The organism is Thauera sp., assembly GCF_035444905.1.
Classification (GTDB): domain Bacteria; phylum Pseudomonadota; class Gammaproteobacteria; order Burkholderiales; family Rhodocyclaceae; genus Thauera.
Genome location: NZ_DAOMPS010000010.1, coordinates 54935 through 77598 on the forward strand (window position 1 = coordinate 54935; position 22664 = coordinate 77598).

Here is a 22664-nt window from a genome sequence, read left to right on the forward strand (position 1 = left end):
ATTGTGAAGACGGGCGGTCACCCGCCCGTTCGACGCGCGGGAATGTCAGTCGGCCAGTGCGTCCAGCGCCTTCTGGAAGCGATTGGCATGGGAGCGCTCAGCCTTGGCCAGCGTCTCGAACCAGTCGGCGATTTCCTCGAAGCCCTCGTCGCGCGCGGTCTTCGCCATGCCGGGATACATGTCGGTGTACTCGTGCGTCTCGCCGGCAATCGCCGCACCGAGGTTCTGCCGGGTTGCGCCGAACGGCAGGCCGGTGGCCGGGTCGCCACAGGCTTCCAGATACTCGAGATGGCCGTGCGCATGCCCCGTCTCGCCCTCGGCGGTGGAGCGGAACACCGCAGCCACGTCGTTCTGACCTTCGACGTCCGCCTTCGCCGCAAAGTAAAGGTAGCGCCGGTTTGCCTGCGATTCGCCTGCGAAGGCCGCCTTCAGGTTGTCTTCGGTCCGTGAGCCCTTGAGTTGCATGTCTCCTCTCCTTCTTGTCGGTGATCGGGTGCAGGCGTCGGCCGACACCTGCACCTGAAACCTAGACAATGAAAGCGGGAACGCCAAATTGAGCGCGACTATGCCCCCGATTGGGCCGGGCTATTTCTGCAGCGCCTTGGGCGTGCGCTCGCCCAGCACGACGCGCACCGGCTCCGCCGACGCCTGGGCCGCCTCGGTCTCGGGCAGACGGTAGCTCTCCGGCAGTTCGAAGGCTCGCGATCGGTGCAGGATGCGGGCGAGCTCGATCAGGGCCATCTGGTACACCTGGCGCTTGAACTCGATCACCGCATCGAGCGGCACCCAGTAATTGCTCCAGCGCCAGGCATCGAATTCCGGATGAGAGCTCGCGCGCAGACAGACGTCCGAATCCCGCCCCACCAGTCGCAGCAGAAACCAGATCTGTTTCTGCCCGCGGTAGGTGTTGCGCCATTCGCGCCGTATCCAGTGCTTCGGCACTTCGTAGCGCAACCAGCCGCGTGTGCGGCCAAGGATCTTGACGTGCTCCGGACGCAACCCGACTTCCTCGAAGAGCTCCCTGTACATGGCCTGCTCCGGCGACTCGCCGTGCTTGATGCCACCTTGCGGAAACTGCCAGGAATGCTCGCGGATGCGCTTGCCCCAGAACACCTCGTTGCGCGAATTGACCAGAATGATGCCGACGTTCGGGCGAAAGCCTTCACGATCAAGCATGACTAACCTTCAAATTCGGTTGATTGAGCGCGATTTTTTCACACTTGTGCAATGTTTGAAAGCGCACCACCGCTGTGCATCGGCTACGCTCGATCCCGAGCCCCGATTGCCCGCCATCCTTTACGCCCCACCATGCACGCCCACGCCATGCGCTAGAATCGCGCGCTCGACAACGCCTTACAGCGAAAGACTCTCATGCGCGCCAGCCAGTTCCACCTGTTCACCCTCAAGGAAGCCCCGTCGGATGCCGAAGTCGTCAGCCAGAAGCTGATGCTGCGCGCCGGCATGATCCGCAAGGTCGCCGCCGGCATCTACAGCTACATGCCGATGGGCCTGCGCGCCATCCGCAAGGTCGAGACCATCATCCGCGACGAGATGGACCGTGCCGGCGCCATGGAGCTGATCATGCCGCTGGTGCAGCCCGCCGAACTGTGGGACGAGACCGGGCGCTGGGACAAGATGGGCGCCGAGATGCTGCGCTTCAAGGACCGTCATGAGCGCGACTTCGCGCTGCAGCCCACCTCCGAGGAAGTCGTCACCGACATCGCGCGCCAGGAGCTCAAGAGCTACCGCCAGCTGCCGAAGAACTTCTACCAGATCCAGACCAAGTTCCGCGACGAGCGCCGGCCGCGCTTCGGTGTCATGCGCGGACGCGAATTCACGATGAAGGACGCCTACTCCTTCGACCGCAGCGAGGAGGCTGCCGGGCGCAGCTACGACGTCATGTTTGCCGCCTACAAGCGCATCTTCGACCGCCTCGGCCTCGAGTACCGCGCCGTGGCGGCCGACACCGGCGCGATCGGCGGCGATCGTTCGCACGAGTTCCAGGTCATTGCCGACACCGGCGAGGACGCGATCGTCTATTGCCCCGAGTCCGACTACGCCGCCAACATCGAGCTGGCCGAAGCGGTGTCGCTGCTTGCCCGTCGCGCCGAGCCGGCCAAGGCGCTGGAGAAGACCCCGACCCCGGGCAAGGCAACCTGCAAGGACGTCGCCGAACTGCTCGGCGTGCCGCTCTCGACCACGATCAAGTCGCTCGTGCTCGCCACCGACGACGTCGATGACGCGGGCAAGCCGGTCGGCGTCACGGTGTGGCTGCTGATGGTGCGTGGCGACCACGCCCTGAACGAGGTCAAGGCGAGCAAGGTGGAAGGGCTCAAGGCCGGCTTCCGGTTCGCCACCGAGGCCGAGATCCTCGAGCACTTTGGCTGCAAGCCGGGCTACCTCGGCCCCATCGGGCTCAGGAAGCCGGTGAAGGTCATCGCTGACCGCACCGTCGCCCACATGGCCGACTTCATCTGCGGCGCCAACGACGAGGACTTCCACTACACCGGCATCAACTGGGGCCGCGACCTGCCCGAGCCCGACCTGGTGGCCGACCTGCGCAACGTGGTCGAGGGCGACCCCAGTCCGGACGGCCGTGGCGTGCTCGCGATCCAGCGCGGCATCGAGGTCGGCCACGTGTTCTACCTCGGCACCAAGTACTCGAAGGCGATGAATGCCACCTTCCTCGACGAGGACGGCAAGCCCAAGCACTTCGAGATGGGCTGCTACGGCATCGGCGTAACCCGCATTGTGGGCGCGGCGATCGAGCAGAACCACGACGCCCGCGGCATCATCTGGCCGCGCGCGATCGCACCCTTCGAAGTGGTGATCTGCCCGGTGGGATGGGGCAAGTCCGAGGCGGTGCGCGACGAAGCGCAGAAGCTCTACGACGCACTTGTCGCCGCGGGCGTGGACGCGATCCTCGACGACCGCGACGAGCGCCCTGGCGTGATGTTTGCCGACTGGGAGCTGATCGGCGTGCCGCACCGCGTCACCATCGGCGACCGCGGTCTGAAGGAGGGGCTGGTCGAGTACCAGAGCCGGCGCGATGCCGAAGCGGCCAAACTGCCCGCCGGCGAGGTCCTCAACCACGTGCTCGACCGCCTCAAGCAGGATTGATCACCGCCATGTGCCGCCGGCCCGCCCCACTTCGCATGAGCGCCCTGTTCCGCCAGCTCGCCGCGGCCTCGGCGCTCGCCCTGGTGGCGGGCAGCGCGAGCGCGGGAGCGCAGCAGTACGAGCCGATGGCAGCCAGCGTGCGCGCCGCGCTGCATGCGGCAGTCAGCGATGCGGCAGCGCCGACGCTGCCGATTCCGGACGCCGGCGAGCGCGCGCGCTGGCTGGCCGAGATGTCGCGCCGGCTGCAGAAACGCATCCCGGACGAGGCCTACCGCATCGAGCTGTTGACTTCGATCCACTACGAGGCCACTCGTGCCGGGCTGGACCCGCAACTGGTGCTCGGCCTGATCCAGGTCGAGAGTGCATTCCGCAAGTACGCCATCTCCTCGGCTGGCGCGCGCGGCTACATGCAGGTGATGCCGTTCTGGATCAAGGTCATCGGCCGCGAGGACGATAACCTCTTCCACATGCGCACCAATCTGCGCTACGGCTGCACCATCCTGCGGCACTACCTCGACATCGAGAGGGGCGACCTCTTCCGCGCCCTCGGCCGCTATAACGGCAGCCTGGGCAAGCCGCAGTACCCCAACCTGGTGCGCGCGGCGTGGGAAAACCACTGGAGCTGGAATCCCCAGCAGCTCGCCGCTGCCATGGCCGACGCACAAACGCCCACCCCGCGCTGAAGAGCGTGGGGCGGGCGCCTTCATGCCCTGCCCGGCAGGACCGCCAGGCGCGCTTGCCCTCAGCCGGCCACGGCGGCGAGCGGACGCGCGTCGGCGGGCTTGTCGACCGCGCGCAGGCCTTCCTTGCCGAGCGCTGACAGCGACTGCACGTCGCCCGAGATCTCGCCGCCTTCCTCGATGAGGATCTTGCCGTAACGGATCTTGCCGCTGACGCGACCCGTCGAGTGGATCAGCAGTTGCTTGCGCGCCGTCAGCTCGCCTTCGAAGTGACCGTGGATCTCGGCAATGTCGATACCCACGGTGCCCTTGTAAGCCCCCTTCTCGGCGATGCGCAGCACGCGGCTGTCCATCGTCGCCTCGACCCGCCCCTCCACGACCAGGGTGTCGCAATCGAGGATCTCGGCGCCCTTGAGCTTGACGTCGGGACCAACGATCAGCCTGCTCTCGCCCACGTCCACGCCAGTCGGCTCGACCGGGGTGTCGATGACGTCCGGGCTGCGTACGGGATTCGCGCTTTCGGCAGGCGTGCTCAGCGTGCTGCCGCCCGTGCTTGCTGCCGGCTCCGCGCTCGCGCTGGACACCGCGCTCGTGCTGCCGAGCGGACGCTGCGTGCGGGTCACCGGCGTTTCAGCGGTCTTGTGGAACAGATTGGGCTTGTTGAACATGCTTTCTCCTTGAGAGTGATGCATCGCTGGCGCTGCGATCAGCACGCAGTATTAGCAACGACCATGCCCGCTACCAAGTGGCCGCATCAAAACAGCGACTTGCAGCCGCGCAGTGCGTGCTCGCGCGGACGCCGGACGACGCTGGCGTCCGCTTGATGTCGCCCTGACCCGACAGACGATCCGCCGGCATTTGCTCAAGCGTCTGTTTACTCGATATATTTTCATGTCGCCAGGAGGCGACAGCGACCTCCGGGCGCCGGCCGCAGGAGGCCCCCGTTACTTGGCTTTGCATTTCCAGGCCTGCAGGCCGAAGCCCCGTGGCCTACACTAACAGGCTTGCCGTTCATGCTCATGGTCTCTGCGATTTCATGTCCCGCCTCTCGTTTCGCAGCACCTTGCTGGCAAGCTTCCTGCTGATCGCAGGCGCGCTCGCCGCCGCGGCGGTGAGCGGCTGGCTGAGCCTGGAAGCCCTCGCGCGCGCGATCCACGACGGCAACCGCAAGGCGCTCGCGCTCAATGCGGCGGCCCGTCAGCTCGGCGAACGGGTGATCGACCTCGAGCGCAGTGCCCGGCAGTACCTCGTGCTCGGCGACCCGGCCCTCGCCACGCGCTTTCGCGATGCGCTGAGTGAGGCATCGAGCGCGCTCACCGTCCTCGAGTCGGCCGACCTCGGCTATGCGGCATCGACATCGGACTGGCGCGTCACGGCAGCCGACATCGGGCGCCACCTAGGCAATGCCGGGCCGGCCACGACCGACCTCGATGCTACGGGCATGCCGGCGACTGCAGGTCCAATGTCGGAATCCGAACTGGCCTCGCGTTTCTCCAGGCTGGCGACGCTGAGCGAGGACCTGGCTGGCCGCGTGCAGCAGGACATCAGCCATCGCAATGGCGAACTGCTCGCTGCCCTCGATCACCAGCGCGACACGCTCGCGCTGCAGATCCTCGCCGCGCTCGTGCTCGCCAGCGGTCTGGCGGCGTTCACCGCCTGGTGGCTGTTGCGCCCCCTGACGCGTATCGAGCAGGCGATTGCCGAGCTGGGGGAGAGCCGTCTCGGCACGCCAATCCGGATCGGCGGTCCGGTCGACCTGCGTCAGCTCGGCGAACGTCTGGACTGGCTGCGCCTGCGCCTGGCCGACCTGGAGGCAAACCGCAATCGCGTGTTGCGCCACGTCTCGCATGAGCTCAAGACGCCGCTGGCGTCCCTGCGCGAGGGAGTCGCCCTGCTCGGCGACGGCGTGCTCGGCCGCCTCAGCGCCGAGCAGCGCGAGGTTGCCGGGATCCTCGACCACAGCGCCCGCGCCCTGCAGGAGCGGATCGAGCAGTTGCTGGACTACAACGCCAGCCAGTTCGACGCACGCCGCCTCGACCGCCAGCCCACCGCCCTGCTGCCGCTGTTGCGAGAAGTCGCCAGCGAGCACCAGCTCCTCGCCCAATCGCGCAGCCTGAGCCTGAGCGTGGACGGCGATGCACCAATCGTGTCCGCCGATGCCGGCAAGTTGCGCATCGCACTGTCGAACCTGCTCGCCAACGCGATCGCCTTCAGCCCGATCGCAGGCAAGGTGCGGCTCGAGATCCGGGCGCAGGGCGACGACGTGGTGATCGACTGCTTCGACGACGGCCCCGGGGTCGCCGAGGACGAGCTCGAGCGCATCTTCGATCCCTTCTTCCAGGGCAGCCGCAGCGCCCACGGGCCACTCAAGGGCAGCGGCATCGGCCTGGCCATCGTGCGCGAGTTCATTGCCGCCCATGCCGGCCGAGTCCGCGCGCTCCCGATCGAACGCGGCGCGCACTTCCGGGTCGAGCTTCCGCATGCAGAATGAACATCGGCCCTCGCGCACACGCGGGCTGCGACGCATCGCGCTGACCCTTGCCCTCGGCCTGCTGGGTGGCTGCGCGGCGCCGGGCGCGTGGCTGGGCGGCGGCAGCGAGACAAGGCCGGCGGGCGCGGTGTCGCCCCGGGAGGCCGCGCTGCAAAGGCTGCATGCCGCCGTGCAGGCGAGCCAGCCCGGTCAGACGCGGCCCAACGAGGCGCGCCGTCAGCTCGAGCGCCTGCTCGCGGACGACAGCCCCGACGCCCGTGCCCACCACCCCTATGCGCGCGCCCTCCTCGCCCAGCTTCGCGAGCGGCAGCGGCTTGCAACGCAGGTCGAGCGTCTCGAGCGCGAGCTCGCCGCGCACGACCAGGCCCTTGCCGACAGCCAGCGCCGTGCCGCGGAGCTGCAGCGCAAGCTCGACGCCCTGACTGCGATCGAGCGCCGCCTGTCGCCCCGTCCGCTGCCGCCAACGCCGGCCGCTACGGACGCCCCCTCACAATGAGCCCCCGCCCCACCCACGCTGCCGCGCGTGCCGAACACCTCCTGCTGGTCGACGACGACCCCGACCTGCTGCGCCTGCTGTCGATGCGGCTGAAGGCCAGCGGCTACCGCGTATCGACCGCGAGCAGCATCGAAGCGGCGCGCGCGCGCCTGTGCATCGAGGGCTTCGACCTGGTACTGAGCGACGTTCGCCTGCCCGACGGCGACGGCCTTGCGCTGTTCGAGGAGATCCGCCGCCAGCACCCGGCCCTGCCCGTGATCCTGCTCACCGCCCATGGCAGCATTCCCGACGCGGTCGAGGCCACCTCGCGTGGGGTGGCGGGCTACCTCACCAAGCCCTTCGACGGCCAGGCCCTGCTGCAGCACATCGGCCAGACGCTGCAGCATGCCGCCCCCGCGCCGCGCCGCCTGACCGGCCTGGAGGACGCGGCCTGGCGCGACGGCATCGTCAGCCGCAGTACGCGCATGCATGCGCTGCTCGACGAAGCCCGCCTGGTGGCCGCCTCTGACGCGAGCGTGCTGATCCGCGGCGAGAGCGGCACCGGCAAGGAATTGCTCGCGCGCGCGATCCATCGCGCCAGCCCGCGCGCCGAGGCACCCTTCATCGCCATCAACTGCGGCGCCATCCCCGAGCCGCTGCTCGAATCCGAGCTCTTCGGCCATGTACGCGGCGCCTTCACCGGCGCCACCGCGAATCACACCGGGCTCATCCAGGCCGCCAGCGGCGGCACCCTGTTCCTGGACGAGATCGGCGACATGCCGCTCGCACTGCAGGTCAAGCTGCTGCGGGTACTCCAGGAGCACGCGGTGCGGCCGGTGGGCAGCACGCGTGCGCAGCGGGTCGATCTGCGTATCCTGTCCGCCACCCATCGCGACCTCGACGCTGCGCTCGCCGATGGCCAGTTCCGCGAGGACCTCTATTACCGCATCAACGTCGTCAGCCTCGACCTGCCCTCGCTCGCCGAGCGCCGTGAGGACATCCCGCTGCTGGCGGAGCATTTCCTGCGCGCCCTCGCGCGCAAGTACGACAAGCCGCTGCACGGCTTCGCCGCCGATGCACTCGAGGCGCTCGCCCTCGCCGCCTGGCCGGGCAATGTGCGCCAGCTGCACAACGTCGTCGAGCAGGTGTGCGCACTGACGACGACGCCGCTGATCTCGCGCGCCCTGGTCGAACGCGCGCTGCGGGTGAAGCCAATCGAGGCCCTGAGCTATGCCGAGGCCAAGCAGCGCTTCGAGCGAAACTACCTGATACAGCTTCTGAAACTGACAGCCGGTAATGTCTCTGACGCGTCACGGCTGGCAGAACGGAATCGCACCGAGTTCTACCGCCTACTGCAACGCCACGGCCTCACCCCGGACCTGTTCCGCAGCGAAGCCGGCAATGCCGAACAACAAACCCAGACACTGGGAAGGAGACCTTCATGATCACCCGTCAGACGATCGCCGCCATCCTCACCACCACCGCCCTCGCCTGGTCGGTCAGCCCGGCCGTGGCCGCGAGCCTGTCCGTCAAGCCCGTGCATGAAACCGCCAGCAACTGCTCGACGGACAAGAACGCCGCACCCGACATCGTCACGCCGAAGAAGCCGGCCTCGACCTGATCAGGCCGTGCCGCCCACCGTCAGGCCGTCGACGCGCAGCGTCGGCTGGCCGACGCCGACCGGCACGCTCTGCCCATCCTTGCCGCAGGTGCCGACGCCCGGGTCGAGCATCATGTCGTTACCGATCATCTTCACCTTGGTCAGCACATCCGGGCCGTTGCCGATCAGGGTCGCGCCCTTAACCGGGCGGGTCACCTTGCCATCCTCGATCAGGTAGGCTTCGGCGGTCGAGAACACGAACTTGCCCGAGGTGATATCGACCTGGCCACCGCCGAAGTTCACCGCGTACAGCCCCTTCTTGACCGACTTGATGATCTCTTCCGGATCCTTGTCGCCGTTCAGCATGTAGGTGTTGGTCATGCGCGGCAGCGGCAGGTGGGCGAAGGATTCGCGCCGACCATTGCCGGTGATCGGCATGCCCATCAGGCGCGCGTTCATCATGTCCTGCATGTAGCCGGTGAGGATGCCGTCCTCGATCAGCACGGTGCGCTCGGTCGGATTGCCCTCGTCGTCGATCGACAGCGAGCCGCGTCGATCCTGCAGCGTGCCGTCGTCCACCACGGTCACCCCCTTCGCTGCCACCTTCTGCCCGATGCGACCCGAAAAGGCGGAGCTGCCCTTGCGGTTGAAGTCGCCCTCCAGGCCGTGGCCGATCGCCTCGTGCAGCAGGATGCCGGGCCAGCCTGGGCCGAGCACCACCGGCATCGTGCCCGCCGGCGCCGGATCGGCAGCGAGGTTAACGCTGGCCTGATGCACGGCGGCACGCGCGTAGTCGTGCAGGCGGTCATCGCAGAACCAGCCGTAATCGTAACGGCCGCCTCCGCCCGCGCTGCCCTGCTCGCGCCGACCGCCCTCCTCCATGATCACCGTAATCGACACCCGCACCAGCGGGCGCACGTCGGCCGCCATGTGGCCGTCGCTGCGCGCCACCATCACCACCTCCCAGGAGCCGGCGATGTGGGCCATGACCTGGGTGACGCGCGGATCCTCGGCACGGGCGAAGCTCTCCAGACGCTCGAGCAGCTTGACCTTGGCGGTGTCGTCGAGCGAATCGAGCGGGTCGTCGGCGCGATACAGCCGCGTCCTGAGCTTGTGCGGACGCATGCCGACCTGGCGGCGCTCGCCGGCGGCGGCAATCGCGCGCGTCGCTGTGGCCGCGCCGACGAGCGCATCGAGCGAGATATCGTCGGAGTAGGCGAAGGCGGTCTTCTCACCGCTGATCGCGCGCACACCCACGCCCTGCTCGATGTCGAAGCTGCCGGACTTGACGATGCCTTCCTCCAGGCTCCAGGCCTCTGAACGCTGGTATTGGAAATACAGGTCGGCAAAGTCGATGTCGTGGCGCATCAGCTTGCGAAAGGTCTTCTCGAGTTCCGCCTCGCCCAGGCCATGGGGCGACAGCAGGTAACGATCGGCGACCTTCAGGGGGTTCTGGCTCTTGCTCATCGGAAATCCTCGGGGACCTTGCCGGGTTGGACCGGCCTCACTTCAAAACGATCATCGGTTGCGCGGCAGGGCCGCAGCTTCAGCCCAGACAGCGGTGGCGCAGCGCAGGCAGGCTTTCGCGCACCGCGGCAATGCGCGCCGGGTCGAGATCGGCAATGACCACGCCTGCGCCTTCGTCACGACAGGCGAGCACCTCGCCCCAGGGGTCGATGATCATGCTGTGGCCCCACGTCACGCGCCCGTTGGGATGGCGCCCACCCTGGGCGGGCGCCATCAGGTAGCACTGGTTCTCGATCGCACGGGCGCGCAGCAGCGTCTCCCAGTGCGCGCGGCCGGTGGTGTAGGTGAAGGCGGCGGGGAGGATGATCAGTTCGACCTCGCCCATGGCCCTGAACAGTTCGGGAAAGCGCAGGTCGTAGCACACCGACAGGCCGGTACGCCCGGCCGGCGAGTCGAAGCAGCGCACGGTGTCGCCCGGCTCGATCGTCGCCGCCTCGTCATAGCGCTCCTCGCCGCGCTGGAAACCGAACAGGTGGATCTTGTCGTAGCGCGCCACCCGTCGGCCCTGGTCGTCGAACACCAGCGTGCTGTTGCGCACCTTGCCTGCGGCCTCGGCCAGCAAGGGGATGGTGCCGCCCACCAGCCACACGCCATTGCACCGCGCCGCCTCGGCGAGAAAGTCCTGCAGCGGCCCAGCGCCCTCGCACTCGCGGATCCGTACCTTGGCCCCGTCGTCGCTGCTGATGAGCGGAAAGTACTCCGGCAGCGCCACCACGCGCGCGCCCGCCGCGGCGGCCTCGGCGATCAGCGGCGCCACCGCCGCGAGGTTGGCGTCGACATCCGGCCCGGAAACGGTCTGGATGGCGGCAAGGCGGACGGTGCCGGCCGGTGGCGGGGCAAGCTCGGCGTGGGGTGCTGTAGTCATGGGAGCGCTGTGTCGAAGCTGGGCCTGTGGCGTGGTAGGGGGGAGAGTCGAGCCGAGCCCGATCAGTCGGCAGGCGCCACCTCGGCACGGCCGAGCTTGGCGACCTGGGGGTCGGCCCAACTGCCGGTGATGGCGTACTCGAAGGCGAAGAGCTTCTCGATCGGGTCGCTGAGCATCTTCTGGGCGAGATAGGTCACGACGCCCACCGCCGGGTTGAGCAAGCCCGCCGCGGCCCCGATCGCAATCGACTCGGACAGCGTCGGCTGCACGAAGACACGCAGGTCCTGCGTCTCGCCCACGAGGTCCGCCGCCCCGCTCATCTTCACCCTCGCCGCCGGGCCGCGGATCTCGAGGTCAGTGGTGCGCATCACCCCGGCGGCGAGCTCGATGCTACCGGAAATGCGATCGAAGGCGAATCCTTCGGAGAACACATCGCGAAAGTCCAGCGTAATGCGGCGCGGCAGCGCCTGCAGGCTGAGAATGCCGAGCAGGCGGCCGACGCCGGGCTCGAGCTTGTTGAACTGGCCGGCGCCGGCGTCCAGCCGCAGCGCACCGGCCAGCGTCCGGTAGTCGATGCGCGTCGGCGCACCCTGCCAGCCGAGTTCCCCGCCCAGGCTGGCCCGGCCCCCGCGCACGACGTCGGGGTAGCCGACGCGGCGCGAAAACTGGCCGACGTCCGCGGTCTCGAAGCTGAACTCCATGCGCGTTCGCTGCCGGCCCTCGGCCTGCCACTGGCCGCTGCCGGCGAGCCGGCCATCCGCATTCACCAGCGCGAGGCGCTCGAGCTGCCACAGGCCGCCGCGGTTGCGCGCAAACACCTCAAGTCGGCCGAGCTCGAGGCCGCGCAGTTCGAAACGCTCGGCCACCACGTCGAGCGCCGGCAGTTGCCGCGGCGGCGTCTCCTCGATCCGCGCCTCGGCCTCAGCGACCGTTCCACCCGCCCCCTGACCCGCGGACTCACCCGCGCCCTGCCCCTCGCCGCCCTCGCCGGCAATGCGCAGGTGGCGCAGACGCGCGGTCAGGGTGCCGCTTCCGGCGCTGCGCCAGTCCAGATCGCCTGCGGTCAGGTCGCTGTCGATGCGGGCCTTCCAGCCCCCTGCATCAGGCTCCGCACGAAGGTCCACCGCCCGCAGGCGCTGGCCGAAGGCGTTCACTTCGTCGGCGGCCAGCGTGATGCCCACGAGCGGCAGCGCGAACCCGCCCTCGGTCGCCGCAGCCCCAGGCTCGGCGCTGGCCCCGCTGTCGAACACCCGCCGCCAGGCGTCGACGTCGAGGCGATCGAGCACCGCCGCCACCCGCAGGCCCCGCTCGGCGCGCGGCACCGCATCGGCGGTCGCCCGGCCGAGCGCCACGCCGCCGCTCAGCTGGCGCCAGTCGGCCCCGGCGCGAACGAGTTCGGCACGCGCCAGGCTGGCGATCTGCAGCGTGATCGCGCTGCGCGCCTGCCCTGCCGGATGGTCGACGACGAGCTGCAGCGGCCAGCTTTCGGCGCTCGACTTGTTGAGCGGTGCGGGCAGGCTGGATGCGACCCCCGTCAAGCCCGCGTTCAGCTCCACCCGGGTGCCGGCCTTGCCCACCACCACGGCCGCGCTCCAGTCCGCCGCCCCCGACAGGCCGTCGAGCAAGGGCGTGGCATAGGCCGCCCGCAGCGCCGTCATGTCGGCCTTGCCGCTGGCCTCGAAGCGCACGCCGCCGTCGCCGCCGGTGCGGGCGAGGACCCGCAGCGGGTGGCCGAGCAGTTGCGCCCGCGCCTCGGGGATGGTCAGCGTGTCGGCGGTAAAGCGCACCCGCCCGCCGGCACGCTCGAGCGCGGGCAGGCCCTGTGCCAGTTCGATGCGATTGTCGGCGAAGCGGAACTCGCCCTCCACCGTGGTATCGACCACGTTGCGCAAGGGCATCACCAGCTTCAGCCCGAGCTCGCCCCGCCCCTCCGCACGCATCGTGTCGGTGAAGCCGCCGATGCGGCGCGACACCGGACTGGCGGACACGAAGCGCAGGAACTCGGCCGTCGGCCCGAGCGCGCGCCCGCTGATGGTCATGATCTCGGTCGGGTGCTGGTCCAGTTCCGGCACGTCGGCCACCACCTCGGCCAGATCCACCCCGAGGATGCGCGCCCGATCGGCCGTGATGCGCATGCCCGGCCCCTCGAAGCGCAGCTCGCCGAACAGCCCCTCGATGGGCGGCCAGTCGGGCGCGTAATCGACGACGGCGTCAGCAACCCGCACAGTGACCAGGAACTGCCCCTCGCCCGCCCGGTACGGGAAATCCGCCAGTCGTCCGCGCAGGCGCAGGCGCGCATCGGGCACCGCCGCGGCACGAATGCCCCGCCGCACCCAGTCGTGCGTGTTCTGGTTCACCGTGCGCGGCAGGTAACGCCACACGGCCGTCCCCTCGGCACGGCTCAATCGGGCCTGCAGGTCGATCTCACCGTCCTGCGGCCAGTAGCGGCCGGACGCGCTGCCGGCCGCGTCGACATTGTCGAACTCGGCCCCATCGAGCGCGATCTCGAGCCGCCCGTCGCGCCGCTGCCAGCCGCCCTCGGCCTGCAGCCGATCGAAATCGAGCCGCCCGGACTCGAACACCTCGGGCAGGTCGATATGCGCGCCGCGACCGTCGATGCGGAAGCGCCCATTGCGCTCGTTGCCATCGATGGTGCCCGACAGGCCGCCCAGTCCGGGCAGCCCCTCGCGCGCAAGCAGGCCGAGGTCGGCGTAGCGCGCGCTCAGCGTCCAGGCCCGAGGGGCGGCGACGTCCCCGTCCCAGCTCAATGCCAGCGCCTCGACGCTGCCCTGCGGCGCAAAGGCGGCCAGCCGCTCACGCACTGCGGCATCGATCGGCAGGTGCGCCGAGAGCGCGGCGAGCACGGAGAAGTCGAGCCGGCTGGCGGCCAGGCGGCCACCGGCCAGCGTGCCATCGGCGGCATGCTGGAGGTCGAGCTCGACGTCGGTGGGGGCGACAAGCAGCCCCGCATCGGTGTGCAGTGCGAGCTGGCGGGCGCCGAGCCGCGTCCGGCGCGGATCACGGGCGAACGCCAGGCGGCCTTCGAGGCGGCTCACCGCAAGCTCGGGCAGTTCGGCGGCGAGCCGTGTGCGCACCCCGTCGAGGGCCACGTCGAGGGTGAGCGCGAGCGCGTCGCCCTCGCTGTCGAGCCAGGCGCGCACCCCACCCTGACCACTCAGCGGCAGCGCGTAATCGACCCAGGGCTGCCACGCACCAAGGTCGGCACGCTCGAGTTCGAGGTAGAGCCGACCGACCGAGGCGGCCGGCCGCTCGGCATCGAAGCGCTGCAGCTCGCCGCGCAGCACCAGTGCCGACGCCAGCGCCGGCGGCGGCTGGGCCTGGAGCGCAAAGCGGGCGGGCGCCGCGCGCTGATCGAGACGGAAGGCCACGTCTTCGAGCACCAGCTCCGGCGCGCCACGAGCCTCGTCGGTCCAGCGCAGGCGGGCGCCGTGGATCACGATCTGGCGTTGGGCAAGGAGCCAGGCGAGGCCAACGCCCTGCTCGCCCCTGCCCGACGCGACCGGCAGACCGGCGACGAACAGTGCGCCCCCGGCGTCGCGGCGCAGCTCGAGCTCGGCGGCGCTGATCTCGAGACGGTGAAAGTGCGGCTCGCCGCGCAGCAGCGAGGACCACGCCAAGGTGGCGTCGACCTGCGGCAGCACGAGGGCCGGACGGCCGTCGGCGTCGGCAATGCGCAAGGCGGTGAGCCACAAGCGCGGGCGCCAGCCGGACCAGCCGCCCTCGATCGTGCCGACCGACACCGGCAGGCCGAGGCTGGCGCTGGCCGCGACCTCGATCTGGGCGCGAAAATCGCCCACTGCCGGCATCAGCAGGTAACGCAGCGCGAGCACGCCAGCGCCGACCAGCAGCCAGCTCAGTAGCAGCGCGCGCAGGAGCCACGCGCCGATGGTGCCGATCCGACCGCGCACTCGGCGTGGGGGCGGATCGGGATCGGGATGCGGTGCGGCAGGCTCGGCTTGGGTCAGGGGATCGTTCATGAGGGAGGAATTGCGGCGCGCCGGCCGAAGGGCAGCATGGCTAGAATGTCCGCACGGCGCTGCCGTCCATGACCTGGCCGAGTCGGCCTGCATTCTACCAACGAACACCCTGCTCGCACCGGAGCCTCGCCATGTCCTCCCTGCCCCATGCCGCCCCTAGCGGGCTTGCGCCAGCCATCGCCGAGGCGCGGCGCTACTCGCGCTATCTGGCGCGCATGCTCGACAGCCAGCCGTGGCTCGCCAGCGCGCTTGCCGCGAGCATCGAGCGCCCACTCACGGCCGCCGACATGCAGGCCTTCATCGCCGCCCGCGAGGCGGCGTCCGGCGGCGCCGACGCGGCCCTGCGCCCGAGCTTGCGCCAGCTGCGCACCTGGGTGCTGTGCCATCTGATCGTGCGCGACCTGGCGCTCGCCGCGCCACTGACCGAAGTCACCGAGACCATGACGCTGCTCGCCGAACTCAGCGTGCGCCACGCGCACGACGTGCTGCGCGCCGCGCTGGTCGAGCGCTATGGCCAGCCGCTGTCGCCCACCGGCTGGGAGCAGGAGCTGATCGTGATCGGCATGGGCAAGCTCGGCGGTCGCGAGCTCAACGTGTCGTCCGACATCGATCTCATCTTCGTCTATCCGGAAGACGGCGACACCGGCGGCAAGAAGGTGATCAGCAACTTCGAGTTCTTTGAGCGTCTGGGCAAGCAGCTCATCCAGGCGCTGGCCGAAGTCACCGAGCACGGCCAGGTGTTCCGCGTCGACATGCGGCTGCGGCCCAACGGCGACTCCGGCCCGCTGGTGTGTTCCTTCGACATGCTGGAGAACTATTTCGTGACCCAGGGCCGCGAGTGGGAGCGCTACGCCTGGATCAAGGCGCGGGTGATGCTGGGCGAACGCTGGACCGAGCTCGAGAACATCGCCCGCCCCTTCGTCTTCCGCAAGTATCTGGACTTCGGCGCGATCAACGCGATGCGCGACCTGCATGCGCAGATCCGTCGCGAGGTGGCGCGACGCGACCGTGCGAACAACGTCAAGCTCGGCCCGGGCGGCATCCGCGAGATCGAATTCATCGCCCAGGTGTTCCAGCTCATCCGCGGCGGCCGCGACGGCGCGCTGCAGGTTCGGCCGACGCTGAAGGTGCTGGCACAACTGGCCGAGCGCGGCATCCTGTCTGGCGCGGCCGTGAAGGAGCTGGGCGCGGCCTACACCTTCCTGCGCCGGCTGGAACATCGCCTGCAGTATCTCGACGACGCCCAGACGCACGACCTGCCGGCAAACCCCGCCGACCAGGCGCTGATCGCCCAGGCCATGGGCTTCGACGCCCCGGCGGCCCTCCTCGCCGCCCTCGACGGCCACCGCGCGGTCGTCAGCCGCCACTTCGACACCGTCTTCGGCGATCCCTCGGAAGTGGACCACAGCCTGGACGCGACCTGGGCCAACGCAAAGGACGTCGACAGCGTGGTGCCGGTGCTGGGCGAACTCGGCTACCGCCACCCGGCGCGCGCGGCCGAGCGTCTCGCCTCGATCCACGCCAGCCCGCGTTATCGCCAGATGCCGAACAACATCAAGAGCCGCTTCGACGCCCTCATCCCGCGCGTCATCGAAGCGGCGGCGACCGCACCGGACGCCGACGACACGCTGGCGCGCTGTCTGGACCTGATGGAGGCGATCGGCGGTCGCGGTGCCTATCTGGCCCTGCTGCAGCAATACCCCCAGGCCCTGCGCCGCGTCGCCGACCTGATGAGCGCATCGCGTTGGGGCGCGCAGTTCCTGACCCGCCATCCGATCCTGCTCGACGAGATGCTCGACGCCCGCAATCTCGACACCTCGCCCGACTGGAAGGCCTTCCGCGCCAGCCTGGGCGCCGAGCTCGAAGCCCTGGAGCCCGACATGGAGCGCCAGATGGACGTCATGCGCGAACAACACCACGCCCAGGTGTTCCGCCTGCTCACGCAGGATCTCGCCGGCCTGCTGACGGTGGAGAAGCTCGCCGACCACCTGTCCGAGCTCGCCGACATCATGCTCGACCTCACCGTGCCGCTGTGCTGGCGGCGGATCAAGATCCGCCACCGCGAGGATCCGCGCTTCGCCGTGATCAGCTACGGCAAGCTCGGCGGCAAGGAGCTCGGCTATGCCTCGGACCTGGACATCGTGTTCCTGTTCGACGACGACGCGCCCGAGGCCGCCGAGGTCTACACCCGGCTCGCGCAGCGCACCAACACCTGGCTGTCGAGCCAGACCGCCGCCGGCCAGCTCTTCGATACCGACCTGCGCCTGCGCCCCAACGGGGAGTCGGGCCTGATCGTCACCTCGCTCGAGGCCTTCCGCAAGTATCAGCTCGAGTCGGCCTGGGTGTGGGAGCACCAGGCGCTGACGCGGGCGCGCTTCTCGGCCGGCGACCGCGCGCTCGGCGCGGCCTTCGAGCGCATCCGCTGCGAGGTGCTGTGCCTGCCGCGCGAGCTCGAGCGCCTGCGCGCCGACGTGCTGGCGATGCGGCGCAAGATGCGCGACGCCCACGGCAGCAAGAGCGGCGAGCTGTTCGACCTCAAGCACGACAGCGGCGGCCTGATCGACGTCGAGTTCCTGATCCAGTACCTCGTGCTCGGTCACAGCCATGACCACATCGCGCTCACCGGCAACCTCGGCAACATCGCCCTACTGCGCATCGCGGGCGAACTCGGCCTCATTCCCGCCGAACTCGCTGCCGCCTGTGCCGACAGCTACCGCGAATTGCGCCGGCTGCAGCACCGCCAGCGCCTCAACGACCGCCTCTCGCGCGTCGACCCGGCCGAAGTCGAAGCCGCGCGCAAGCCGGTCCAGGCCCTGTGGCAGAAGGTGTTCGGCGAGTAGGCAAGGAAGCCGCACGCGGGCGTGCGCAGTAATATTTCATGTCATGAAAGCATGCATGACGCCCTGCATCGGCAACGCTAGAATGCCTTGCCTTCAACATGCGCCCCGGCGTCGGACGGCCTTCATGAGCCACGAAATCGAACTCAAGCTCGCCCTGCCGCAGCGCGCGCTGCCGGCACTGCGCCGTCACCCCCTGATTGCCGGCGCGCCCAAGCTCGGCAACGCGGTCACCCTCGACAACACTTACTATGACACCCCCGATCTGGCGCTGAAGGCACGCAAGGTCGCGCTGCGCATCCGCCGCCAGGGGCGGCTGTCCCTGCAGACGGTGAAGTGCGCCGCCGTGTCGAGCGGCGGCCTGTCGCAGCGGCCGGAATGGGAGCAGGCCTACGCTGAGCAGTTCGACTTCTCGGCCATCGACGCCCCCGAGGTGGCGAAGCTGCTCAACCGCCACCGTGATGCGCTGGTGCCGGTATTCACCACGCGCTTTCGCCGCGAGACGCGGCGCCACGCGCCCAGGCCCGGACTGAGCATCCTGCTCATGATCGACACCGGCGAGGTGATCGTCACCACGGCGGCGGGCGAGTTGCAGCGGACGCCGATTTGCGAGCTCGAGCTCGAGCTCGAGGCCGGGCGGCCGCAGGACCTGGTCGAACTCGCGAGCACGCTGGCGCAGGACCTGCCGCTGATGCCGGCCGACATCTCCAAGGCCGAGCGCGGTTACCGACTCTTTCTCGGCACCCCGCTGAGCGCGACGCGCGCCGAGGCCTCCGCGATCACGCCCGGCCAGAACGTGGTCGACGCCTTCCGCACGCTCGCGCTGTCCTGCGTGCGCCAGTGGCAGGCCAACGCCGCTGCCGCGCTCGCCCATGCCGACCCGGACAGCATCCATCCCGACTTCATCCACCAGCTGCGCGTGTCGCAGCGCCGACTGCGCGCCCTGCTCAAGTTCTTCGCCCCCGCCCTCCCGCCCGGCTTCGTCGGCGAGTGGAACCAGCGCCTGCGCGAGAACGCCGCCCGCTTCGGCGATGCGCGCGACCTCGACGTGTTCTGCACCGAACTGCTCGATGCGGTCACCCCCGAAGGCCTGGCCGATGTGGCGGCCTTCGAGGCCTTGCTGCAGACCGCGCACGAGATGCGCGACGCGGCCCGCAGCCACGCCACCCACAATCTCGACATGGCGACCCAGGGCCGGCTGCTGCTGGGCTTCACCGCCGCGCTGCTGCAACTGCCGACCGGCAGCCTGGCCGAGGCTGCCGACCTGCGCACCTTCGCCCGCCTGCGCCTGGATCGCCTGCGCAAGCGCGCCCGGCGCCAGTTCGAAGCCGCCGCCACCCTCGTCCCCACCCGCCTGCACGCCCTGCGCATCGGCTTCAAGCAGTTGCGCTACGGCATCGAGTTCTTCGCCCCGCTGTTCCCGGCCAAGGCGGTTGACCGCTATCTCGAAGGCATGGTGCGCGCCCAGACCCTGCTCGGCTTCCTGCAGGACGTCGACACGGCGCAGGCGCGCCTCGCGCAGTGGGTGCAGGACAGGCCCGCACTCGCCCCCGCCGCGGCCTTCGTGCTGGGCTGGCATGCGTCGCGCTATGCGCGGCTGCGCCGGCGCGTGCTGCACGACTGCGAGCCCCTGCTGTGGGGCAAGAAGCCCTGGTAGGGCCGCCCCCCGCCGCCACGGGAAGTCATGCCCCTGCAACATCCGACCCCCATGATCCCCGCCTTCTCCATCCGGAACGAAGACATGGACCTCCTCCTCTGGCGCCACGCCGAAGCGGTCGACGGCAGCCCCGACCACACCCGGGAACTCACCCCGCGCGGCCTCAAGCAGGCCCGCCGCATGGCGCGCTGGCTCGAGGAGCACCGGCCCAAGCAGCTCAGGGTGCTGGTCAGCCCGACCCTGCGCACGCGCCAGACCGCCACCGCCTTCACCGACAACTTCCAGATCGTCCCCAGCCTGGGGCCCGAGGGCAACGTGCCGGAACTGCTCGCCGCCACCGGCTGGCCGGATGCCAGCGGCGCCGCCCTGGTGGTGGGCCATCAGCCGGCACTTGGCAGGCTGGCTGCCCTGCTGCTGTCGGGTGTCGAGGCCGACTGGACGATCAAGAAGGGCGCGCTGTGGTGGTTCACCAACCGCGTGCGTGAGGACGAGAGCCAGACCGTGCTGCGCGCCGTCATTCCGAGCGATTTCGCCTAACATCGGGCGCTCGGCAGGCCTGCCGCGGCGGGCCGAAGCGAATCGCAACGGGGGAGTGAATTCCTCACGGCGGCGAGGGTCAGAAGCAGGCAAGATCATCGCGCCATTGCGCTGGCATGAGGGGCCGAAATGCACCATCCGGGCCTTGCTTGTGCTTTCCCGCGCAATGCGTAAGATGCCGACTTCGGCCCGGAACGGAACATGTTCGAACGCTTTCTGCCCTCTCGCGACGCCATCACGCAGAGCCGTCTGTTGCGCTGGCTCGGACCGCGCATCCATGACCCGCTGCTGTGGCACATCAACCGCCGTGCCGTATCGCGCGGGGTGGCGATGGGCGTGTTTTTCGGGCTGATGATTCCGATCGCGCAGATTCCGGCAGCCGCCATGGCCTCGCTCGTGCTGCGCGGCAACCTGTGGATCGCCGCGGTCTCCACGCTGGTCAGCAACCCCCTCACCTACGGTCCGATCTACTATTTCGCCTACCGCCTCGGTGCGGGCGTGATCGGCGCGCGCGCACCGGCCGATCTCACGCCGGAAGACGTCGAGGCGCCGATCCGCATGATCGACTCGCTGGCCCAGGCCTGGGCCTGGGTGACGGGCATCGGCCAGCCGCTGCTGGTGGGCATGGTCATCATGGCGGTGACGGGCTCGATCATCGCCTACTGGAGCGCCCAGCTGTTCTGGCGTTTCAAGGTCGTCAACAAGTGGCGCCGCCTGCACCGCGAGCGCCGCCTGCGTGCAACGTCGGCGGCGCGACGGCCTCTTGGAACGACCTGAGCGCAGGCGTATTCTGCAGCCTCTGGTCACCGCACAACGAGCAGCCAAGGCCATGGACGAGTCCATCCCCGACGGCACCGTCGCCATCATCGACGGCATCCGGCGCATCCATTACGACGGCTACTGGCTCAAGGCCTACGAACCGCCGGCGGATTCGCTGCAGGCCAAGAAGCAGCTCATACAGGCGCTCACCCGTCGCCTGTTCAACCACGTCGAGCACGGCATCAACATCCCCGGCAAGCGCCTCGAGGACGCGCGTCGCGCCTACGAGGCGGAGCAGGACCCCGAGCGCAAGCGCGTCAAGGGCGCGATGTTCGCCGGCGCCATGTTCAATCGCGCCACCGACATCTTCACCAAGCTGGTCGAGCTGCAGGAGCTGGGCATCGAGATCGATACCGACAATGCGCTGATGCGCGAATGCGGCCTGTGCCTGCAGGAAGCGCTCAAGCTCGGCCGCCTGGTGCTGCATCGCAGCGGCGACGAGGGCATCGACGAACTGTGGGGCGAGCCCTTCCGTGCCTTCTCGATCCCGGTCGAAGCCTTCTATGAGAGCCGCTACATCAAGATCGCCCAGGCATTGCGCGAGATCGACCGCCTGGCCGCCGTGATGGCCGCGACCTTTGCCGGGTCGCCGCTATTCCAGGGCGTGGAACCGGTGGTGTTCGAATTCGCCCGCATCGCTAAGATCAAGTGCGAGACGCTGCGCACCGACCCGGATATCTTCGACGTGTGGGCAAGCTTCGTCGTCTCCTCCGAACACCTGGGCGCCATCACCCCCGCGCTGTCGGCGAGTTCGACCCAGATCGAGCACCAGCTTGCCTCGGACGGCCTGCGGCTGATCCTGCAGGGGCGCAATCTCGTCACCGACATCACGCGCGCCCGCGTCACCATGCCCAAGAGCGCGCGCGAATACATCGAACGCTGCAACACCTACGCCACGCTCGCCCAGGCCGCGGCGCGCCCGTCGCTGGCCCTGGTCGGCGGGCGCTGAAGCCTCAGACGATGATGCCGCCGCCCAGGCACACCCTGGATTCGTAGACCACCACACTCTGACCCGGCGTGATCGCCCACTGCGGCTGGGCAAAGGCGATCTCGGCACGACCGTCGGCAATGCGGTCGATCTCGCAGGGCTGGTCGGGCGTTCGGTAGCGGGGCTTGGCGGTGTAGACCCAGTTGGTGTGCGGGTCGCGGCCGGCGATCCAGTTGAGCTCGGCGGCGACCAGGCGATCGCGCAGCAGCGCAGTGTGCGCATGGCCCTGCACGACGTAGAGCACGTTGGCCTTCACGTCCTTCTTCGCCACGTACCAGGCCTCATGCTCGCCCGCCTCGTCCTGGTTGCCCTTGATGCCGCCGATGTGCAGGCCCTTGCGCTGGCCGATGGTGTGGTACATCAGGCCCTGATGCTCGCCCAGCACGCGCTCGTCGTCGAGGGCGCGGATTTCGCCCGGCTGGGTCGGCAGGTAGCGCATCAGGAATTCGCGGAAAGGGCGCTCGCCGATGAAGCAGATGCCGGTCGAGTCCTTCTTGGCCGCCACGTGCAGGCCGGCCTGCTCGGCGATGCGGCGCACCTCACGCTTGTACAGCGCACCGAGCGGGAACAGGGTCTTCGCCAGCTGTTGCTGGTTGAGGCGGTACAGGAAGTAGCTCTGGTCCTTGGTGCCGTCCTCGGCCTTGAGCAGCTGGTACTCGGTACGACCGTCGTTGGTCCATTCACGCACCTGGGCATAGTGCCCGGTGGCGATGCGCTCGGCGCCCAGCTGCATGGCGTGGTCGAGGAAGCAGCGGAATTTGATCTCGGAATTGCACAGCACGTCCGGATTGGGCGTGCGGCCGGCCTCGTACTCGCGCAGGAAGTCGGCGAACACGCGGTCCTTGTACTCCTTGCTGAAGTTCACGACTTCGAGCTCGATGCCGATCACGTCGCACACCGAGGCGACATCGACCAGGTCCTGCCGGCTCGAGCAGTACTCGGAATCGTCGTCGTCCTCCCAGTTCTTCATGAACAGGCCGGTGACGTCATAACCCTGCTGCTTGAGCAGCAACGCCGTCACCGAGGAATCCACCCCGCCGGACATGCCGACCACCACCTTCATGCCATTG

General features: G+C 69.1%; 18 protein-coding genes. 11 read left to right on the forward strand and 7 right to left on the reverse strand.

What is annotated here, in order from left to right:
• Positions 1-45: 45 nt before the first annotated feature.
• A complete protein-coding gene (locus PLC66_RS06885; RefSeq protein WP_324538728.1) occupies positions 46-465 on the reverse strand; it encodes a rubrerythrin family protein in 420 nt (139 codons plus the stop codon).
• Between the two features lie 120 nt (positions 466-585).
• Positions 586-1176 carry an RNA pyrophosphohydrolase gene (locus tag PLC66_RS06890; RefSeq protein ID WP_324538730.1) on the reverse strand — a complete coding sequence of 197 codons (591 nt, stop codon included), beginning with the start codon at positions 1174-1176 and terminating at the stop codon, positions 586-588.
• Between the two features lie 195 nt (positions 1177-1371).
• Between PLC66_RS06890 and PLC66_RS06895 the strand changes: the two genes are divergently transcribed.
• Positions 1372-3120, forward strand: a complete 1749-nt coding sequence (locus tag PLC66_RS06895) for a proline--tRNA ligase (protein ID WP_324538732.1) — start codon at positions 1372-1374, stop codon at positions 3118-3120.
• A gap of 8 nt (positions 3121-3128) precedes the next feature.
• On the forward strand, positions 3129-3803 hold the full coding sequence (locus PLC66_RS06900; RefSeq protein ID WP_503012184.1) for a lytic transglycosylase domain-containing protein: 675 nt from the start codon (positions 3129-3131) through the stop codon (positions 3801-3803).
• 59 nt (positions 3804-3862) lie between these two features.
• Here the strand turns inward: PLC66_RS06900 and PLC66_RS06905 are convergent, their stop codons facing one another.
• Positions 3863-4468 (reverse strand): bactofilin family protein, encoded by a 606-nt coding sequence (locus tag PLC66_RS06905; RefSeq protein WP_324538736.1) that lies wholly within the window; start codon positions 4466-4468, stop codon positions 3863-3865.
• Between the two features lie 368 nt (positions 4469-4836).
• Between PLC66_RS06905 and PLC66_RS06910 the strand changes: the two genes are divergently transcribed.
• Genes PLC66_RS06910 through PLC66_RS06925 form a run of 4 tightly spaced genes read left to right on the forward strand, consistent with a single transcriptional unit; the run spans position 4837 to position 8387 of the window.
• Positions 4837-6291, forward strand: coding sequence for a sensor histidine kinase (locus PLC66_RS06910; protein ID WP_324538738.1), 1455 nt, complete (start codon positions 4837-4839; stop codon positions 6289-6291).
• Entirely contained in the window at positions 6281-6787 is a 507-nt protein-coding gene (locus PLC66_RS06915; protein ID WP_324538740.1) for a hypothetical protein, read from the forward strand. The genes PLC66_RS06910 and PLC66_RS06915 overlap by 11 nt, the downstream gene beginning before the upstream one ends.
• Positions 6784-8211 carry a sigma 54-interacting transcriptional regulator gene (locus PLC66_RS06920; protein WP_324538742.1) on the forward strand — a complete coding sequence of 476 codons (1428 nt, stop codon included), beginning with the start codon at positions 6784-6786 and terminating at the stop codon, positions 8209-8211. The genes PLC66_RS06915 and PLC66_RS06920 overlap by 4 nt, the downstream gene beginning before the upstream one ends.
• A complete protein-coding gene (locus PLC66_RS06925; RefSeq protein ID WP_324538743.1) occupies positions 8208-8387 on the forward strand; it encodes a hypothetical protein in 180 nt (59 codons plus the stop codon). Before PLC66_RS06920 ends, PLC66_RS06925 begins: the two co-directional genes overlap by 4 nt.
• Here the strand turns inward: PLC66_RS06925 and tldD are convergent, their stop codons facing one another.
• The 3 genes from tldD to PLC66_RS06940 all read right to left on the reverse strand — a co-directional run bounded on the left by tldD (position 8388) and on the right by PLC66_RS06940 (position 14756).
• Entirely contained in the window at positions 8388-9833 is a 1446-nt protein-coding gene (gene tldD / locus PLC66_RS06930) for a metalloprotease TldD (RefSeq protein ID WP_324538745.1), read from the reverse strand.
• Positions 9834-9912: 79 nt separating this feature from the next.
• The gene (locus PLC66_RS06935; RefSeq protein WP_324538747.1) at positions 9913-10758 is read right to left on the reverse strand and encodes a carbon-nitrogen hydrolase family protein; all 846 of its coding nucleotides are present in this window, start codon (positions 10756-10758) and stop codon (positions 9913-9915) included.
• A 62-nt stretch (positions 10759-10820) separates the two neighbouring features.
• Entirely contained in the window at positions 10821-14756 is a 3936-nt protein-coding gene (locus PLC66_RS06940; RefSeq protein ID WP_324538749.1) for a YhdP family protein, read from the reverse strand.
• Positions 14757-14887: 131 nt separating this feature from the next.
• On the opposite strand from PLC66_RS06940, the gene glnE reads away from it, so the two are divergent.
• The 5 genes from glnE (at position 14888) to PLC66_RS06965 (ending at position 21555) form a co-directional block, all read left to right on the forward strand.
• A complete protein-coding gene (gene glnE, locus PLC66_RS06945) occupies positions 14888-17596 on the forward strand; it encodes a bifunctional [glutamate--ammonia ligase]-adenylyl-L-tyrosine phosphorylase/[glutamate--ammonia-ligase] adenylyltransferase (protein WP_324538751.1) in 2709 nt (902 codons plus the stop codon).
• A gap of 124 nt (positions 17597-17720) precedes the next feature.
• On the forward strand, positions 17721-19250 hold the full coding sequence (locus PLC66_RS06950; RefSeq protein WP_324538753.1) for a CYTH and CHAD domain-containing protein: 1530 nt from the start codon (positions 17721-17723) through the stop codon (positions 19248-19250).
• A gap of 84 nt (positions 19251-19334) precedes the next feature.
• Positions 19335-19787: a SixA phosphatase family protein gene (locus PLC66_RS06955; RefSeq protein WP_324538755.1), complete on the forward strand. Its 453-nt coding sequence runs from the start codon at positions 19335-19337 to the stop codon at positions 19785-19787.
• 201 nt (positions 19788-19988) lie between these two features.
• Complete coding sequence (locus PLC66_RS06960; RefSeq protein ID WP_324538757.1) at positions 19989-20564, forward strand: DUF2062 domain-containing protein; 576 nt, start codon at positions 19989-19991, stop codon at positions 20562-20564.
• Between the two features lie 52 nt (positions 20565-20616).
• Entirely contained in the window at positions 20617-21555 is a 939-nt protein-coding gene (locus PLC66_RS06965) for a hypothetical protein (RefSeq protein WP_324538759.1), read from the forward strand.
• Between the two features lie 4 nt (positions 21556-21559).
• On the opposite strand, the gene mnmA is transcribed toward PLC66_RS06965, so the two are convergent.
• Positions 21560-22657, reverse strand: coding sequence for a tRNA 2-thiouridine(34) synthase MnmA (mnmA, locus tag PLC66_RS06970; RefSeq protein WP_324538810.1), 1098 nt, complete (start codon positions 22655-22657; stop codon positions 21560-21562).
• Positions 22658-22664 lie beyond the last annotated feature (7 nt).

Bases quoted from the DNA above. Each gene is read 5' to 3' on its own strand.
- PLC66_RS06940 (WP_324538749.1), bottom strand. From the start codon at position 14,756: ATGAACGATCCCCTGACCCAAGCCGAGCCTGCCGCACCGCATCCCGAT.
- tldD (WP_324538745.1), bottom strand. From the start codon at position 9,833: ATGAGCAAGAGCCAGAACCCCCTGAAGGTCGCCGATCGTTACCTGCTG.
- glnE (WP_324538751.1), top strand. From the start codon at position 14,888: ATGTCCTCCCTGCCCCATGCCGCCCCTAGCGGGCTTGCGCCAGCCATC.
- PLC66_RS06890 (WP_324538730.1), bottom strand. From the start codon at position 1,176: ATGCTTGATCGTGAAGGCTTTCGCCCGAACGTCGGCATCATTCTGGTC.
- mnmA (WP_324538810.1), bottom strand. From the start codon at position 22,657: ATGAAGGTGGTGGTCGGCATGTCCGGCGGGGTGGATTCCTCGGTGACG.
- PLC66_RS06905 (WP_324538736.1), bottom strand. From the start codon at position 4,468: ATGTTCAACAAGCCCAATCTGTTCCACAAGACCGCTGAAACGCCGGTG.
- PLC66_RS06915 (WP_324538740.1), top strand. From the start codon at position 6,281: ATGCAGAATGAACATCGGCCCTCGCGCACACGCGGGCTGCGACGCATC.
- PLC66_RS06935 (WP_324538747.1), bottom strand. From the start codon at position 10,758: ATGACTACAGCACCCCACGCCGAGCTTGCCCCGCCACCGGCCGGCACC.
- PLC66_RS06885 (WP_324538728.1), bottom strand. From the start codon at position 465: ATGCAACTCAAGGGCTCACGGACCGAAGACAACCTGAAGGCGGCCTTC.
- PLC66_RS06965 (WP_324538759.1), top strand. From the start codon at position 20,617: ATGGACGAGTCCATCCCCGACGGCACCGTCGCCATCATCGACGGCATC.
- PLC66_RS06955 (WP_324538755.1), top strand. From the start codon at position 19,335: ATGGACCTCCTCCTCTGGCGCCACGCCGAAGCGGTCGACGGCAGCCCC.
- PLC66_RS06910 (WP_324538738.1), top strand. From the start codon at position 4,837: ATGTCCCGCCTCTCGTTTCGCAGCACCTTGCTGGCAAGCTTCCTGCTG.
- PLC66_RS06900 (WP_503012184.1), top strand. From the start codon at position 3,129: ATGTGCCGCCGGCCCGCCCCACTTCGCATGAGCGCCCTGTTCCGCCAG.
- PLC66_RS06950 (WP_324538753.1), top strand. From the start codon at position 17,721: ATGAGCCACGAAATCGAACTCAAGCTCGCCCTGCCGCAGCGCGCGCTG.
- PLC66_RS06920 (WP_324538742.1), top strand. From the start codon at position 6,784: ATGAGCCCCCGCCCCACCCACGCTGCCGCGCGTGCCGAACACCTCCTG.
- PLC66_RS06960 (WP_324538757.1), top strand. From the start codon at position 19,989: ATGTTCGAACGCTTTCTGCCCTCTCGCGACGCCATCACGCAGAGCCGT.
- PLC66_RS06925 (WP_324538743.1), top strand. From the start codon at position 8,208: ATGATCACCCGTCAGACGATCGCCGCCATCCTCACCACCACCGCCCTC.
- PLC66_RS06895 (WP_324538732.1), top strand. From the start codon at position 1,372: ATGCGCGCCAGCCAGTTCCACCTGTTCACCCTCAAGGAAGCCCCGTCG.